Genomic DNA, 14,970 nt, shown 5'->3' with positions numbered 1-14,970 from the left:
GCCACGACTCTACCCATTAGCCCCCGGGAGGCCCTCGTAATCCACCAGGCGCCGCGCTGTGGCCTCATCCAGGATCAGGTCGGTGGCCAGGCCGGCGGCCAGGGCACCGCGGAGCCCCTTGATCTTGGACACCCCGGACACCACGCAGATCCTCCGCCGGACCTGACGCAGTTCTGCCAAGGCCGGGCCCGTGGACCTTTCGTTGAGGATGATTCCGTCGGAGGATCCGTCGCCCCGGAAAAAGACGGTGGCAACGTCACCCACCACGTCGGACGTGGCCAGGATATTCAGGTCCATCTCGTCCAGGTACCCCCCGGCGTAGACGTGGCTGGGGTAGTCCGCATCCACGGAACCCACGCCGAAGATGGCGATGCTCATCTTCGCCTGGAGTTCCAGGATCCGTTGCACGCTGCGCTCATTCCACATGGCGGTTTTTGTGGCGGCATGATCAAAAAAAGCCGGCACGGGGAACTGTTCCACCCTGGCCCCGTAGGCGCTTCCGAACCGCCGCATGATGTCGCTGGCGTACGTAATGCCCGTGGTGTGCATGTTGCCCGCGCCGTTCAACTGCACGATGACACTGTCGTGGGTGATCTTGCGGGTGAGGTGGCGGCTGACGGCGCTCAGGGTGGATCCCCAGGCCACCCCGATGATTGCGTTGGAGTCCACCACGGGCCCGATGGTGCGCGCGGCCTGCATGGCCACGCGGTCCAGCGTTTCGGCTTCATTCAGTGTTTCCAGGACCGGCACCACGTGGACATCCACGCCATAGCGCTGCCTGATCCTGCCTTCAAGCTCCGGGCCGGTGTCCAGCGGATTGCGGATCTGGATCTGCACCAGACCGGATTCGCGTGCCGAGGACAGGAGCCGGGACACGGTGGATCTGGAGGTCCGGAGTTCCCGGGCTATCGCATCCATGGTCAGGTCCTGCAGGTAATACATTTGTGCAGCCCGCAGCGCGTCAGAGTGCCTTGATGGGTCCATTTCCGCTCCCTCGTGCACATTTGTGCATAGTGCTTGACTCCATTTTCCATTAGTCCAAACAATAGTGGAGAACGGCGGGCCCGCCCACTGGGTTGCCCGCGCCACACAAAGCCCAAGGGAGTCGTTTTGGGACCCAAGGATTTAGCCGGCCGACCTTCTGCAACACCTGCGGAGAAGCAGGGAGCTGAGCGCAGTTCCGTCCACCATCTGCGGCGCCGCCCGCATGCAAAGGTGCTGGTGGTAGGCGGCGGCATCAACGGTGTAGGAACTTTCCGTGACCTCGCGCTGCAGGGCGTGGACGTTGCCCTCGTGGAACGCGGCGACTACTGCCAGGGAGCCAGCGGCGCCTCCTCCCACATGATCCACGGCGGCATCCGCTACCTCGAAAACGGCGAATTCCGCCTGGTCCAGGAGTCAGTGGTGGAGCGCAACCGGCTGCTCCGCATCGCTCCGCACTACGTGAAGCCGCTGCAGACCACCATCCCCATCTTCAGCACCTTCTCCGGCGTGCTGTCCGCGCCCCTGCGCTTCCTGACGCACAAGCAGCAGGGCAAGCCCAAGGAACGTGGCGCCTTCCTTATCAAGCTCGGCCTCAGCCTCTACGATTCGTTCTCCCGTGACGGCGGCACGGTCCCGCGGCACCAGTTCCGCAGCGGCCGGCGGGCCCGCGCGGAACTGCCCGCCCTCCGCCCGGACGTCAAGTACACCGCCACCTACTTTGACGCGTCCGTGCACAACCCGGAGCGCCTGACCCTGGACGTCCTCCAGGATGGGGAGAAGGCCGGCCGGGCGGCCGTGGGCGAGGGCAATGCCCAGGGCTACACGGCCCGTGCCAGCAATTACGTTTCACTGCAGTCCATGACCGGCAAGCCCAATCCGGGCACCGGCAGGGGAAGCACTGTCCGGCTGCGGGACGAACTCACGGGCGAGGAATTCGATTTCACTGCAGACGTCATTGTGAACACCACCGGCGCCTGGGTGGACCTTACCAACGAAGCAATGGGAACTGCCTCCACCTTCATGGGCGGCACCAAGGGCTCCCACATTGTGCTGGACAACCCTGCGCTCCTGGAAGCCTGCCGCGGCCGGGAAATCTTCTTCGAGCACACGGACGGGCGGATCGTCCTGATCTACCCCATGGGGGACCGGGTCCTGGTGGGCACCACTGATGTGGACGCGGATATGGCAGAGGATGCGGTCTGCACGGATGAGGAAATCGAGTATTTCTTCGAGTTGATCGGGCACGTCTTCCCGGACCTACCTGTCACGCGTGAACAGATCGTCTACACCTTTTCAGGAGTGCGGCCGCTGCCACGCCACGATGCCACCCAGCCGGGCTTTGTTTCCCGCGACTACCGCATCGAGCGCCGCGAACCAGTCCAGGACGGGAACGGAAAGGGCGCCGTAGTACTGAGCCTGGTAGGCGGCAAGTGGACCACCTTCCGGGCCCTTGCCGAACACATGACCAACGACGTGCTGGCCGAGATCGGAATGGGCCGCAAAGTCTCCACCGCACAGCTCCCCATCGGCGGCGGCGCAGGCTTTCCCGCTGATGAGCCCGGCGTGCAGAAGTGGATCAAGGAGCACATGGCCTCCGGCCGTGACGCCGACCGTACCGCGGTACTCCTGACCAGGTACGGGACCCGTGCCCAGGATGTCATGGAGTACCTCGATGCCGGACCCGACAGGCTGCTGCACTCCACCCGCGAACTGAGCGTGCGTGAACTTGAGTTCATGGCGGCCCATGAGCAGGTGGGGCACCTGGTGGACGTCCTCATCCGCCGGACATCCCTGGCGTTCAGGGGCCTGGTGACGGGCGAACTGCTGAACGAAGTGGCAGATGTGCTGGCGGTTCCCCTTGGCTGGAACGCCGCGGTCCGGGCGGCAGAGATCAAGCACGCGCAGGACGTGCTGCAAAGGTTCCACCGTGTAGAAACCCACAGCCTGGTCGCCTAGCACCCGGCTGCCGGCCGGGGCGGCAACCCGCCCCGGCCCACGGTCCTTCAACCCGCGAAGGACCTCCATCAGAAAATAAGGAGTCAAAGATGTCTCTTGGAATAGTTTTCCTTTCCGAAGTATTCGGAACGGCGATGCTCACCCTCCTGGGTTGCGGCGTCGTCGCCAACGTTGCCCTACGGGGGACAAAAGGCAACAGCGGTGGGTTCCTGATGGTCACCTGGGGATGGGGCATCGCTGTCTTCGCCGGCGTCTTCGTTGCCGCGAAATCCGGTGCCCACCTGAATCCCGCCGTAACGCTCGGGCTGCTGGTCAACGGAAAAACCGAATACGCGCCGGACGTGCCCGTGGACGTCGCCTCGACGCTGACGTACTTCGGCGGCGAACTGGTGGGCGCCTTCCTCGGTGCCGTGGTGTGCTGGCTGGCATACAAGCAGCACTTTGACGCGGAGCCCGAGGTTGCCAGCAAGCTCGGCGTCTTCTCAACCGGGCCCGCCATCCGGTCCACCCCCTGGAACCTGGTCACCGAGATCATCGGCACCTTCGTCCTGGTATTCGTCATCCTCACCTTCGGCGGAACCCCCTCAGGCCTGGGCCCGCTGGCCGTCGCACTGCTCGTCGTCGGCATCGGCGTCTCCCTCGGTGGCCCCACCGGTTACGCCATCAACCCGGCCCGCGACCTCGGTCCCCGCATTGCCCACGCCCTGCTGCCCATCAAGGGCAAGGGTTCCAGCGACTGGGGTTACTCGTGGATCCCGGTGGTGGGCCCGCTGGTCGGCGGTGCCCTTGCCGGCATCGTGGCCAACCTCGCGCCCATCATCGTTACCGCCGCAGCCTGACCCACTACCAAACACTGCCCAAAACACCCATATAGACAAGGACGTCCATCATGAACCAGTACGTAATCGCCATCGACCAGGGAACCACCAGCAGCCGGGCCATCATCTTCGACCACAGCGGGAGCATCGTGTCCTCGGGGCAGATGGAACACGAACAGATTTTCCCGCAGGCCGGCTGGGTGGAGCACAACCCCGCCGAAATCTGGAACAACACCCGGGAAGTCATCGCCTCCGCACTGTCCAAGGCGAACCTGACACGGCACGACATTGCCGCCGTCGGCATCACCAACCAGCGCGAAACTGCCGTGGTGTGGGACAAGACCACCGGTGAGGCCGTCTACAACGCCATCGTCTGGCAGGACACCCGCACGCAGGACATTGTGGACCAGCTTGCCAAGGACGGCGGGCCGGACCGTTTCAAGCAAAAAGTGGGGCTGCCGCTGGCCACCTACTTCTCCGGCACCAAGATCAAATGGATCCTCGACAACGTGGAGGGCGCCCGCGCCAGGGCCGAAGCCGGTGACCTGGTGTTCGGCAACACCGACTCCTGGGTCCTGTGGAACCTGACCGGCGGCGTCAACGGCGGAGTCCACGTCACCGACGTCACCAACGCCTCCCGCACACTGTTCATGGACCTGGAAACCCTGCAATGGGACGACGAGATCCTTGGCATTTTCGGTGTTCCCCGGACCATGATGCCGGAGATCAAGTCCTCGTCGGAGGTGTACGGCACCGTGCACACCTCCCAGCTCCTGCGGGAAGTTCCCGTTGCGGGCATCCTCGGAGACCAGCAGGCGGCCACGTTCGGCCAGGCTGCCTTCGAGGCCGGCGAGGCCAAGAACACGTACGGGACGGGCTGCTTCCTCATCTTCAACACCGGCGAGGAGATTGTCCATTCCAAGAACGGGCTGCTGACGACTGTGGGCTACAAGCTCGGCGATGCTGCGCCGCACTACGCCCTGGAAGGCTCCATCGCCGTCACCGGCTCACTCATCCAGTGGCTGCGGGACAACCTGGGAATGATCAGCAGCGCGCCTGAAGTGGAAACCCTCGCCGCGTCCGTGAAGGACAACGGCGGCGTGTACATCGTTCCCGCCTTCTCCGGCCTCTTCGCACCGTACTGGCGCTCGGATGCCCGCGGCGCGATCGTTGGGCTGACCCGGTTCGTGAACAAGAACCACATCGCCCGCGCCGCGCTGGAAGCCACCGCCTTCCAGACCCGGGAGGTGCTGGACGCCGTGAACGCGGACTCGGGCGTTCCGCTCACCGAACTGAAGGTCGACGGCGGCATGGTGGCCAATGATGCGCTGATGCAGTTCCAGGCGGACATCCTGGGCGTTCCGGTGATCCGGCCGAAGGTTGTGGAAACCACCGCCCTTGGTGCGGCTTACGCGGCCGGCCTGGCGGTCGGCTTCTGGAAGGACCTGGGGGAGTGCTCGGCCAACTGGTCCGAGGACAAGCGCTGGGAACCGCAGATGGACCAGGCGGAGCAGGACCGCCAGCTGCGCCTGTGGAAGAAGGCCGTCACCAAATCCATGGACTGGGTCGACGAGGACGTGAAGTAGACCCGGCGAGCCTATGCCTTCGCTGTTAAGGGGGCCCCGCCCGCTTCGCGGACGCCCGAAGCCGCTCCCGGGCCCCCTTAACAGCTCGGCATGTCCGAGCCGGTCTATTCAAGCCGCTCGTTTGCGACTGGAGACTTTGTGGGTGCGCTAAAGTGGTTGCATGCGTGCGATCCTTCTGCTTAGCCAGCCGCCCGGTATCCGAAACAACGGATAGCGTGCGGCAGCCCCTCCATGGCGAGGGGCTTTTGTGTGTCCGGGAGCATTTCCCGGTGGCAGCAGGGGGATCAGGCCGTTATGGCAGCACAGATGCCGTAACAGAAACAGAAGAGGGCAGCAGTGGGCGTTCAGCCGGAGACAGAGACCGGAACAGCAGCAACAGTGTCAGCGGACGTGCCCGAGGAGGGCACCTACAGCTTCGCGGCGATGGAGGCCAGATGGCCGCAGGTGTGGGAAGACCTCAAGGTCTTCACACCCGTCGACGACGGGTCACGCGAGCGCCGCTACGTGCTGGACATGTTCCCCTACCCGTCCGGTGACCTGCACATGGGCCACGCGGAAGCGTTCGCCATGGGCGACGTCGTAGCCCGCTACCTGCGCCAGAAAGGCTATGACGTCCTCCACCCGATCGGCTGGGACTCCTTTGGCCTGCCCGCCGAGAACGCCGCCATCAAGCGCAATGCCCACCCCAGCGAGTGGACCTACGCCAATATCGACACCCAGGCGGCGTCCTTCAAGCGCTACGCCATCTCTGCCGACTGGTCCCGGCGGCTGCACACCTCGGACCCCGAGTACTACCGCTGGACGCAGTGGCTGTTCAAGCGGTTCTACGAGCGCGGCCTGGCCTACCGGAAGAACTCCCCGGTCAACTGGTGCCCCAAGGACCAGACCGTCCTGGCCAACGAACAGGTTGTCAACGGGGCCTGCGAGCGGTGCGGCACCACCGTCACCAAGAAGTCCCTCAACCAGTGGTATTTCAAGATCACCGAGTACGCGGACCGCCTGCTCGATGACATGGAGCAGCTGCGGGGGCATTGGCCCGAGCGCGTGCTGGCCATGCAGAAGAACTGGATCGGACGGTCTGAGGGCGCGCACGTCAACTTCGTAATCGAGGCCGACGGCGGCAAGCCCGCCAAGGAGGTCACGGTCTTCACCACCCGCCCGGACACCCTGTACGGCGCAACGTTCTTTGTCGTGGCCGCAGACGCGCCGCTCGCCGTCGAGCTCGTCACCGACGAGCACGCCGCAGCCCTGGACGACTACCGCGAACAGGTCAAGGCGCTCACCGAAATCGAACGCCAGTCCACCGAGCGCGAAAAGACCGGCGTCTTCACCGGCCGGTACGCCGTCAACCCCCTGAACGGCGAGAAGCTGCCGGTGTGGGCCGCGGACTATGTCCTGGCCGACTACGGCACCGGTGCCATCATGGCCGTGCCCGCCCACGACCAGCGCGACCTGGACTTCGCCCGGAAGTTCGACCTGCCCGTGCGGGCCGTTCTGGATACCGGTGAGGAAGACCCCGCCGCATCCGGCACCGCCACGGCAGGGGAGGGGACCCTGATCAACTCCGGCGACCTCGACGGCCTGCCCAAGTCCGAAGCCATCCCGGCCGCGATCGCCATGCTGGAACAGCAGGGCACGGGCGAAAAGTTCGTCAACTTCCGGCTGCGGGACTGGCTGCTGAGCCGCCAGCGGTTCTGGGGTACCCCCATCCCGATCATCCACTGCCCGTCCTGCGGCGAGGTTCCCGTCTCGGACGAGCAGCTGCCCGTCACACTGCCGTCCGACCTGCGCGGTGAGGACCTCTCGCCGAAGGGCACCTCGCCCCTGGCCGCTGCCGAGGCTTGGGTCAACGTCGAGTGCCCCACCTGCCACGGGGCGGCCAAGCGCGATACGGACACCATGGACACCTTTGTGGACTCGTCCTGGTACTTCCTCCGCTTCGTCTCTCCGCACTACACCGATGGTCCCTTCGATCCGCAGAAGATCAACGACTGGATGCCGGTGGGCCAGTACGTGGGCGGCGTGGAACACGCCATCCTCCACCTGCTGTACGCCCGGTTCTTCACCAAGGTCATCAACGACCTCGGCCTGATCGAGGCCAACGAGCCCTTCACGGCACTGCTCAACCAGGGCCAGGTCCTCAACGGCGGCAAAGCGATGAGCAAATCGCTGGGCAATGGCGTGGACCTCGGTGAGCAGCTGGACAAGTACGGCGTGGACGCCGTGCGCCTGACCATGATCTTCGCCTCCCCGCCGGAGGACGACGTCGACTGGGCGGACGTCTCGCCGTCGGGCTCTGCGAAGTTCCTGGCCCGCGCCTGGCGCCTCGCCCAGGATGTGGCCAGCGCTCCCGGCGTCGACGTCACCACCGGCGACCGCGCCCTGCGCTCCGTCACGCACCGGACCATTGCCGACGCCGCCGAACTCCTGGACGCCAACAAGTTCAACGTGGTGGTGGCTAAGCTGATGGAACTGGTCAACGCCACCCGCAAGACGATCAATTCAGCTCCCGGCGCCGGAACGGACCCTGCGGTCCGCGAGGCGGCCGAGGCGGTTGCCGTGATCCTGAGCCTGTTCGCCCCCTACACGGCTGAGGACATGTGGAACGTGCTGGGGCACCCTGCCTCAGTCGCCAATGCGGGCTGGCCGGCGCACGACGAGTCCCTGCTGGTGCAGGACACCGTCACCGCGGTCGTCCAGGTTCAGGGCAAGGTGCGTGACAGGCTGGAGGTTCCCCCCTCCGTGACCGAGGACGAGCTCCGGGAGCTGGCGCTGGCCTCAGAGAATGTCCAGCGCGCCATCGACGGCCGCGGCATCCGCACCGTCATTGTCCGCGCCCCTAAACTGGTCAACATCGTTCCGGCCTAGGCCGGACCAGGCCGCCGGAGCCCTCCGGCGGCCTGCTGTTATCCCAGGAGGCCCCCTTGCCCGACCGTGACGCCGCCTGGCCCTGGGTCCGTGCACGCCTGCTGGCACGCCGCCGCGGGCAGGAAGCCCCTGAAGGCCAGCCCGCCGCCGTCGTACGTACTGCCGTGGTGACCGACTCCGCGGCGGCGCTGCCTGCTGACTGGACCGCCGGTCTCAGCGGTGACGGGCGGCTGGCCGTGATACCCATGCCCGTGATGGTGGGGGATGAGATCTACGGCGAGGGAGAGGATGACATCTCCGAAACCATCGCCCTGGCCCTGGCGAGCGGAACGTCCGTAAAGACCTCGCGGCCGTCACCCGGCCAGTTCGAGCAGGCCTACCGCTCGGCCCAGCAACGGGGCTTCGAGGCCGTGGTGTCTGTCCACATTTCCGGTGAACTGTCCGGTACGGCGGATGCTGCCCGTCTGGCAGCGGCCCGGGTTGGCGTCCCGGTGGAGGTAGTCGATTCGCGGACCGTCGGAATGGCCCAGGGCATGGCGGTCCAAGCGGCCGTCCGGGCCGCGGCCGACGGCGGTGATGCGGCCGCCGTTGCCGCTGCCGCGGCGGAGCAGGCTTCGCGGACCAAAGTGTATTTCTACGTTCCCAGCCTGGAGCAGCTGCGGCGCGGGGGCCGCATCGGCGCCGCGGCATCGCTGCTGGGCACCATGCTGGCCATCAAGCCCATCCTGGCGGTGGAGGGCGGCAAGATCGTACCGCTGGAAAAGGTCCGGTCGGCCGCAAAGGCTGTAGCCCGGCTGGAAGAGCTGGTTGCCGCTGATGCCGGTGCCCGTCCGGCCCCTGCCGTCCGGCTCGCCGTCCACCACTTTGGGAATCCTGAAGAGGCTAAGAGCCTGGCCGAACGGTTGGCGCGCGCATTGCCGCTGTGCCCCCCGGCCCAGGCAAGTTCCCTTCCGGCCGTTCTTGCTGCCCATGCAGGGCTTGGCGTCCTGGCTGTCATTGTGGGGGAGGAACCGGGGGAGACCGGCAAGTTTCCGGGAACGCTTTCCTCGTAGCGGTCATTGGCTCAGGCTTGCCCCTGGCGGCTTCGCCGTGTGAGCCGGAGCCGAAGCGGATCAGGGCACCGCTTCGGCGAAAGCATCGTTGAAGAGCTGGATTGCCCGATCGATAGTTTCCCCCAGGGCGGATGGCTCCCGGTGCAGCGCAAAGATGAGCTCGTCCATGTGGCGCAGCCCGGCACGCTCCAAGAGCCGCTTCTCGTTGGTGACCCACTCGCCCCGGGCGGCGATCACGGCGTGTGCTGCCATCGCAGCGGAGATGGCCAGGGCGCCGGCCAGTTCCGTCAGGTGCCCGTTGGCGGCGTATGCGCGGCGCGCGTATCCGAGCGTCATGTGGGCCCGGTTCATCCAGATGCTCGGGGCGGTCCTGCGGAGGGCCTGCGGGTACTCCGGCTGCGGCACATGTCCGCGAAGGACACGGTTGATGCCGAGTTCGGCCACGACCAGATAGCTGGGAATCCCGGCCAGATGGAACATAAGCGGCTCAATGTGGAACCTGCCGTGCTGCGCCTCGGCCAGCTCATCCTCAACAACGTCGAGGTTCCGGTAGTGGATATCCACGCTCCGGCCGTCGATTTCCAGCCATGCCCCGCCGTCGAAGACTCCGCCGCCCCAGCCGCCAATCTCGGAAACCGTTCCCTGCCAGCCGATGTTCCTCAAGTCATCAGGATCAAAATGTTCCCGGCAGTACAGGGCGAAATCCCAGTCGCTGGACGGTCCATCGGTGCCGGCCGCCCGGGACCCCCGAGAGTTACCGCAAGAACTCCGGGAAGAGCCGCCAGGTGATCGGCCACGTGGTCAACGAACCCCAAATCGTCCATGCCGGACCGCCTCCCGAAATGACCTGTGGACATACGCTACGGCGTCTCCGTGGCGAACTTCCATTAGGCTCTGAACATGGAGGTTCAGGACTCGCCGGGAAATTCGACCGTGGACATCAACCAGGAGCTTAGCCAGCGGCGCGGCTGGATTCTGACAATCGCCGTCGGGTTTGCCCTGCACATCCTGAGTTTTGTTGTCGGGATGAAGGCAGTGGGTCCGCTGTGCGGCAGCCCGCTGCTTCCGCAGAGCAGTGCTGCTGAAGAGGCCGACATCCAGATGCGGACTACGGGGCTGGCGGCGGAGTGCTACCGGAACATCGATGCCGCTTCGGTACCCGTATGGATCTTGATGGCGCTGGGAATTGGCGTGGTACTGACGGGGGTGGCCGTCAGGATCGTGGGTATCCGCCGGTCACTTGCCCAATCCGGGAAGTTGACCGGGGCTGCGCAGGACTGAGCAAAGTCCTGTGTCCAGGAGGCAGTTCCGGCCCAGGAACCGCCAGCACAGGACCTGGATGGCCCGGTGCCCACCCACCGATCCGGCAGGGAAGCTGTGGGAATCGCTGAACACCGGAAGGCTGGATTGGGATGCCCGGGAAATACGAGTATTGGTGTCAGCGACTGATGTCCATGTGAGCGGACAGCTCTCGTGCCGTAACAACGACGACCTTGCCACCGTCGTCCAGCATCTCAACCGGTACGTTGCGCTAACCCGGGCTGAACCCGGCTGCGTCTCCTTCAGCGTGACCCTACTGGAAACCTCTTGGGCTGGGCGATGTCCCTAGGCTGACAGCCTTTCCACATAACAGGTGGCTGCCCTGTTGCCCCCGCCCAGTGGTCCATAGCGTGAAGCTATGTCACGCCGGGACGCTGGAACAGCAGGTCACTCGGCGCGCCATGCCAGAAACCGGCTGCAGGCAGCCCTCGGCGAGGCCCCGTCCGGCCTGCTGCTGGACGCCCACGGGAATCAGCTCTTTGAGTACCAGGGTGCAGGCGGCCGCGATCCGGACACTTCCGGCACGGCGTTGCCCGGGGGATCCGGACAGGACGCGGATACCGCGTCCACGGCCCTGGGGCCGGCACTCCGCTGGCGGTTGGGCCCCCGCGTGGCGGTTCTTCTTGGCATCCTTGCTGTTGCTGCCACGGCGTGGTTCTGGTGGCAGGTGGCGGCGGGCCAGCCGGAGATCCTCCCACTCAGCGGCGTCAGCCCCTCAAACCCTGCCGCTGGCCCTTCAACCGAAGCCGCCGCGGGAAACGAAGGGGCCGGCGGCAGCGGGCCGGGCGTCGAGGACGCGGCAGCTGAAACCGCCGCTGCGGTGGTGATCCACGTCGCCGGCGCGGTGACCAGCCCCGGAGTGGTTCGAATGCCGGCGGGAAGCCGCGTGCACGAGGCCATCACGGCCGCGGGAGGCGCAGTCCCCGGCGCGGACCTTGACCGGCTGAACCTGGCCGTCGTGGTGGAGGACGGCCAAAAGATCCACGTGCCGCGGGAAGGCGAGGAGTTACCTGCAGCAGGTACTGGTGGCGGAGGTCCGCAACCCGGCGGCAGTGGGGCCGATGCCGGCAACACCGGAAACCCTGCGGGAGGGAAAATCAACCTCAACACGGCCAGTGTGGAGGAACTGGATACGTTGCCGAAAGTCGGGCAGGTGCTTGCCCAACGCATCGTGGACTGGCGCAAGGAGCATGGGGCTTTCAAGAGCGTCGAGGAGCTGGACGCAGTGGACGGCGTCGGGCCCAAGATGCTTGAAGCATTGCTGCCGCTGGTGACGGTATGAGGTGCCCACGTGAGGGCGGTATCTAATGGGTAGCCGCAGGGAGAAGCCGCCGACGAGTCCCTGGCAGCGGTATGTGGAGTCTGCCGTCAGGGGACCCGCAGCCGTGCCGGGACCCGCGGGCAGCACCGCGTCCGCCGAAGGCAGCGCACCGCACGGCGGGAACAGGACGGCTGAGGGCCCCGCAAAACAGCCACGACGACGGCGGGGCCTCGACGGTGCCGCGACCTTCCGGCACCGGGTCCATGAACAGTGGTCCGGGGTATGGGATTCAGCCTGGCAGGGGGCCGGGACGGACAGTTTGGGGAACGGCGCGTCCCCCGGCGGCGAGGCGCAACGCCGCCGCACTGACGTGCGCCTCGCCGTGCCTGCGGTGGCAGTGTGGGCAGCCTGCATCGCCGGGCTTTGGCTGCAACCGGTGGCCCTGGCGGCACTCTGTTGTGGTTCTGCTGCTGCGGGAATGCTCTTGATATGCCGGAGCCGTCAGCTCTGCCCACCTGGTCAACGCCGCGGCACGGCACCAGGGACAGAACGCACTTCCGGCCGGCGCAGTTTCCTGTCCACCAGCGCGGCGGCACTCTTCCTGGCAGCGGCCGCGGCCGCCCACTCGGCCGCGGGAGCCAGCCAGCGGTTCGAGGGGCCCCTGGCGGAGGCTGTTGCGGCAGGAAAATCCGTAGTGGCAGTCGTCGAAGTGGCCGGGAACCCTCGCGCGCTCACAGCACCAGGCCACGCGGGAACGCCGGAACGCTGGTCGATACCAGTCTGGACCCGCGATGTCAGCACCGGCGGTGTCCTGCTCCGGACCAGGGCTCAGCTCGTGGTGATGGGCGGCGGCGACTGGGGCACTGTGGTGACCGGCCAGCTGGTCCGCGCAACGGGAAAGCTCCGGCCGCCTGAGCAAGGAACTGAGGAGGCTGCGATCCTCGCAGCCTCCTCAGGCCCAGGCCAGGCTACCGGGGTGCCAATCCTGGAGGGATCGGCCAAAGAACTGCGGGAACAGTTCGTGGCCGCGTCCTCGTTCCTCGCCCCCGATCCCCGCGGCCTGCTGCCGGGCATGGTCACGGGAGATACGACGGCGCTGGACGAGGGCCTGGAGACTGCCATGAAGGAGGTGGGCATGACGCACCTGACGGCCGTGAGCGGCGCCAACTGCAGCCTGGTCCTTGGAGCCCTGCTGTTGGCCTGCCGGAGCCTGCGCTTGCCACGGCTTCCCGCTGCTGCCTTGGCCGGCGCCGGCCTCTGGCTCTTCGTGCTCCTCGTGGGGCCGGACGCGAGCGTCCTGCGGGCAGCCCTCATGGGCGCCGTGGCTGTCATGTCGCTGGCCGGCGGCCGGTCCGGACGCGGCCTCAGTTTCCTCTGCCTGGCGGTGATCGGCCTGCTGCTGATGGATCCTGGACTAGGTTCCAGCTTCGGGTTTCTCCTGTCCGTTCTGGCAACCCTGGGGATCATTGTCCTTGGCCGGCGCATCATCGATTGGACGCCAGGGTTCGTTCCGCGCTGGGCGGCTGCGGCGGTGGCTGTCCCGTTGTCGGCGCAGCTGCTGTGCGGTCCCGTGATCGTGCTCCTGCAACCCCAGTTTTCCACCTACTCGCTGCTGGCAAATGTCATCGCCTCACCCCTGGTGGCCCCTGTGACGCTGCTGGGGACGGCAGCTGTTCCCCTGGTGGTCCCGGCGCCGTGGCCGGCAACCGCCCTGATTGCAGTGGCCGGAACTTTCAGCTCCGGCGTCGCCGCAACGGCAAGGTTCACGTCGCAGCTCCCAGGGGCATCGCTCCCATGGCCTGAAGGCATTCCCGGCCTGATGACCATGCTGTTCCTGTCTGTTCTGACCTACGGAACAGTGTGGGCCATCGCCCGGCCCCGCCAGGCCGGCGGGCTGGTCCTGTCTTGCCACGGGCGTCTCGTTTCGCTTATCGAAGTCATGGAGACGAGGTCTGTCCGGGCACTCCGCCGCCACGGCTTCCGGCCGGCGCCCGGGACGAAGCGGACGCCGGTGTGGCCGCCCGGCCCCGGCTTGGAGCAGGGGGCCGGACGTGGCAGGCTGGGATACTCCACACATCTTTCCGGAAGGAACCCACGATGGCCGCTGCGCAGAAGCGAGCAACCCGTTCCCCGGCATCGAATGCAGCCACCTGGCGGGACGTAGCACCTGCAGCGGTGGTGCTGGTCAGCGGCCCGGAAGAGTATCTGGGCATCAGGGCGATGGACCGCGTCCGCGCGCAGGTGCGGGCTGCCGCCCCGGACGTTGAGGTCAGCCGCATCAACGCGGCTGCCTATGAGCCAGGCACCCTGTTGATGCAGGTCAGCCCCTCGCTTTTCGGGGAGAGCAAGCTCATTGAGGTGGAGGCCGTCGAGGCCATGAACGACGCTTTCCTCGCTGATGCTCTCCGGTACGTGGAACACACGGAACCCGATGCGGTCCTGGTCCTCCGGCATGGCGGGGGAGTCCGGGGCAAGAAACTCCTGGACGCCGTAAAGAAGGGCGGCTGGCCCGTGGTGGACTGCCAACCGCTCAAGAAAGACGCAGACAAGGTGGCCTTTGTGGCGGCCGAATTCAAGGCCGGCGGCCGCCGTATTGAGCAGGACGCCGTCCAGGCCCTGGTCAACGCGGTGGGAGCCAACCTTTCGGAACTTGCCGCCGCGTGCAGCCAGCTCATCGCCGATGCGGGAACCACCGTTACCTCGGACATTGTGGACCGCTACTACGGCGGCCGTATCGAGGCCACAGCGTTCAAGGTGGCTGATGCTGCCATGGCGGGCAATGCTCCCTTGGCCCTGTCCACGCTCCGCCATGCCCTCGCCACAGGAGCGGATCCCGTACCGCTGGTGGCTGCGCTGGCCGCAAAGCTTCGAACGGTTGCGCGGGTTGCCGGCGCATCCGGATCCTCCGCCCAGATAGCCGCGGAGCTCGGCATGCAGCCCTGGCTGGTTGAGCAGGCGCAGCGGGATGTCAGGAGATGGACGCCGGAGGGGCTGGTCCGGTCCATCCAGGCCACCGCCGAAGCCGACGCGCAGGTCAAAGGCCTTTCCCGCGACCCTGTCTATGCGGTGGAGCACGCGGTCACGGTCATTGCCATGTCCGTCCAGGGCCGCTGACCGGTCACCCG

The 14,970-nt window shown here is 66.4% G+C and carries 11 protein-coding genes; 9 read left to right on the top strand and 2 right to left on the bottom strand.

All coding sequences use genetic code 11. The annotated features are described in order from the left end of the window. Positions 1 to 9: 9 nt before the first annotated feature. Positions 10 to 984, bottom strand: a complete 975-nt coding sequence (locus AC6CHP_RS06010) for a sugar-binding transcriptional regulator (protein WP_188729583.1) — start codon at positions 982 to 984, stop codon at positions 10 to 12. Between the two features lie 126 nt (positions 985 to 1,110). Between AC6CHP_RS06010 and AC6CHP_RS06005 the strand changes: the two genes are divergently transcribed. The 5 genes from AC6CHP_RS06005 (at position 1,111) to AC6CHP_RS05985 (ending at position 9,264) form a co-directional block, all read left to right on the top strand. After that, positions 1,111 to 2,940 (top strand): glycerol-3-phosphate dehydrogenase/oxidase, encoded by a 1,830-nt coding sequence (locus AC6CHP_RS06005; RefSeq protein WP_498228560.1) that lies wholly within the window; start codon positions 1,111 to 1,113, stop codon positions 2,938 to 2,940. Positions 2,941 to 3,029: 89 nt separating this feature from the next. Next, positions 3,030 to 3,779 carry an MIP/aquaporin family protein gene (locus AC6CHP_RS06000; RefSeq protein ID WP_188729588.1) on the top strand — a complete coding sequence of 250 codons (750 nt, stop codon included), beginning with the start codon at positions 3,030 to 3,032 and terminating at the stop codon, positions 3,777 to 3,779. A gap of 50 nt (positions 3,780 to 3,829) precedes the next feature. Next, a complete protein-coding gene (gene glpK / locus AC6CHP_RS05995) occupies positions 3,830 to 5,344 on the top strand; it encodes a glycerol kinase GlpK (RefSeq protein ID WP_174174340.1) in 1,515 nt (504 codons plus the stop codon). Positions 5,345 to 5,680: 336 nt separating this feature from the next. Further along, on the top strand, positions 5,681 to 8,212 hold the full coding sequence (gene leuS, locus AC6CHP_RS05990) for a leucine--tRNA ligase (protein WP_498228559.1): 2,532 nt from the start codon (positions 5,681 to 5,683) through the stop codon (positions 8,210 to 8,212). Between the two features lie 56 nt (positions 8,213 to 8,268). Continuing rightward, positions 8,269 to 9,264 carry a DegV family protein gene (locus AC6CHP_RS05985; RefSeq protein ID WP_498228557.1) on the top strand — a complete coding sequence of 332 codons (996 nt, stop codon included), beginning with the start codon at positions 8,269 to 8,271 and terminating at the stop codon, positions 9,262 to 9,264. 60 nt (positions 9,265 to 9,324) lie between these two features. On the opposite strand, the gene AC6CHP_RS05980 is transcribed toward AC6CHP_RS05985, so the two are convergent. After that, on the bottom strand, positions 9,325 to 9,927 hold the full coding sequence (locus tag AC6CHP_RS05980; protein WP_498228555.1) for a nucleotidyltransferase domain-containing protein: 603 nt from the start codon (positions 9,925 to 9,927) through the stop codon (positions 9,325 to 9,327). A gap of 237 nt (positions 9,928 to 10,164) precedes the next feature. On the opposite strand from AC6CHP_RS05980, the gene AC6CHP_RS05975 reads away from it, so the two are divergent. The 4 genes from AC6CHP_RS05975 (at position 10,165) to holA (ending at position 14,959) form a co-directional block, all read left to right on the top strand. Further along, complete coding sequence (locus AC6CHP_RS05975) at positions 10,165 to 10,545, top strand: hypothetical protein (protein ID WP_498228553.1); 381 nt, start codon at positions 10,165 to 10,167, stop codon at positions 10,543 to 10,545. Positions 10,546 to 10,942: 397 nt separating this feature from the next. Further along, positions 10,943 to 11,866, top strand: coding sequence for a ComEA family DNA-binding protein (locus AC6CHP_RS05970; protein ID WP_498228551.1), 924 nt, complete (start codon positions 10,943 to 10,945; stop codon positions 11,864 to 11,866). A 25-nt stretch (positions 11,867 to 11,891) separates the two neighbouring features. Then, positions 11,892 to 14,009, top strand: coding sequence for a ComEC/Rec2 family competence protein (locus AC6CHP_RS05965; RefSeq protein ID WP_498228549.1), 2,118 nt, complete (start codon positions 11,892 to 11,894; stop codon positions 14,007 to 14,009). After that, on the top strand, positions 13,943 to 14,959 hold the full coding sequence (gene holA, locus AC6CHP_RS05960; protein ID WP_427117047.1) for a DNA polymerase III subunit delta: 1,017 nt from the start codon (positions 13,943 to 13,945) through the stop codon (positions 14,957 to 14,959). Before AC6CHP_RS05965 ends, holA begins: the two co-directional genes overlap by 67 nt. Positions 14,960 to 14,970 lie beyond the last annotated feature (11 nt).

The sequence above is a fragment of the Pseudarthrobacter sp. GQ63 genome (assembly GCF_059758765.1).
The sequence above is the reverse complement of the archived record's forward strand: the minus strand, read 5'-3'. Positions and strand labels throughout refer to the sequence as shown.

Coding starts and splice junctions, on each gene's coding strand:
- AC6CHP_RS05975 (WP_498228553.1), top strand. CDS start 10,165: ATGGAGGTTCAGGACTCGCCGGGAAATTCGACCGTGGACATCAACCAG.
- glpK (WP_174174340.1), top strand. CDS start 3,830: ATGAACCAGTACGTAATCGCCATCGACCAGGGAACCACCAGCAGCCGG.
- AC6CHP_RS06000 (WP_188729588.1), top strand. CDS start 3,030: ATGTCTCTTGGAATAGTTTTCCTTTCCGAAGTATTCGGAACGGCGATG.
- AC6CHP_RS05965 (WP_498228549.1), top strand. CDS start 11,892: ATGGGTAGCCGCAGGGAGAAGCCGCCGACGAGTCCCTGGCAGCGGTAT.
- AC6CHP_RS05970 (WP_498228551.1), top strand. CDS start 10,943: ATGTCACGCCGGGACGCTGGAACAGCAGGTCACTCGGCGCGCCATGCC.
- AC6CHP_RS06010 (WP_188729583.1), bottom strand. CDS start 984: ATGGACCCATCAAGGCACTCTGACGCGCTGCGGGCTGCACAAATGTAT.
- holA (WP_427117047.1), top strand. CDS start 13,943: ATGGCCGCTGCGCAGAAGCGAGCAACCCGTTCCCCGGCATCGAATGCA.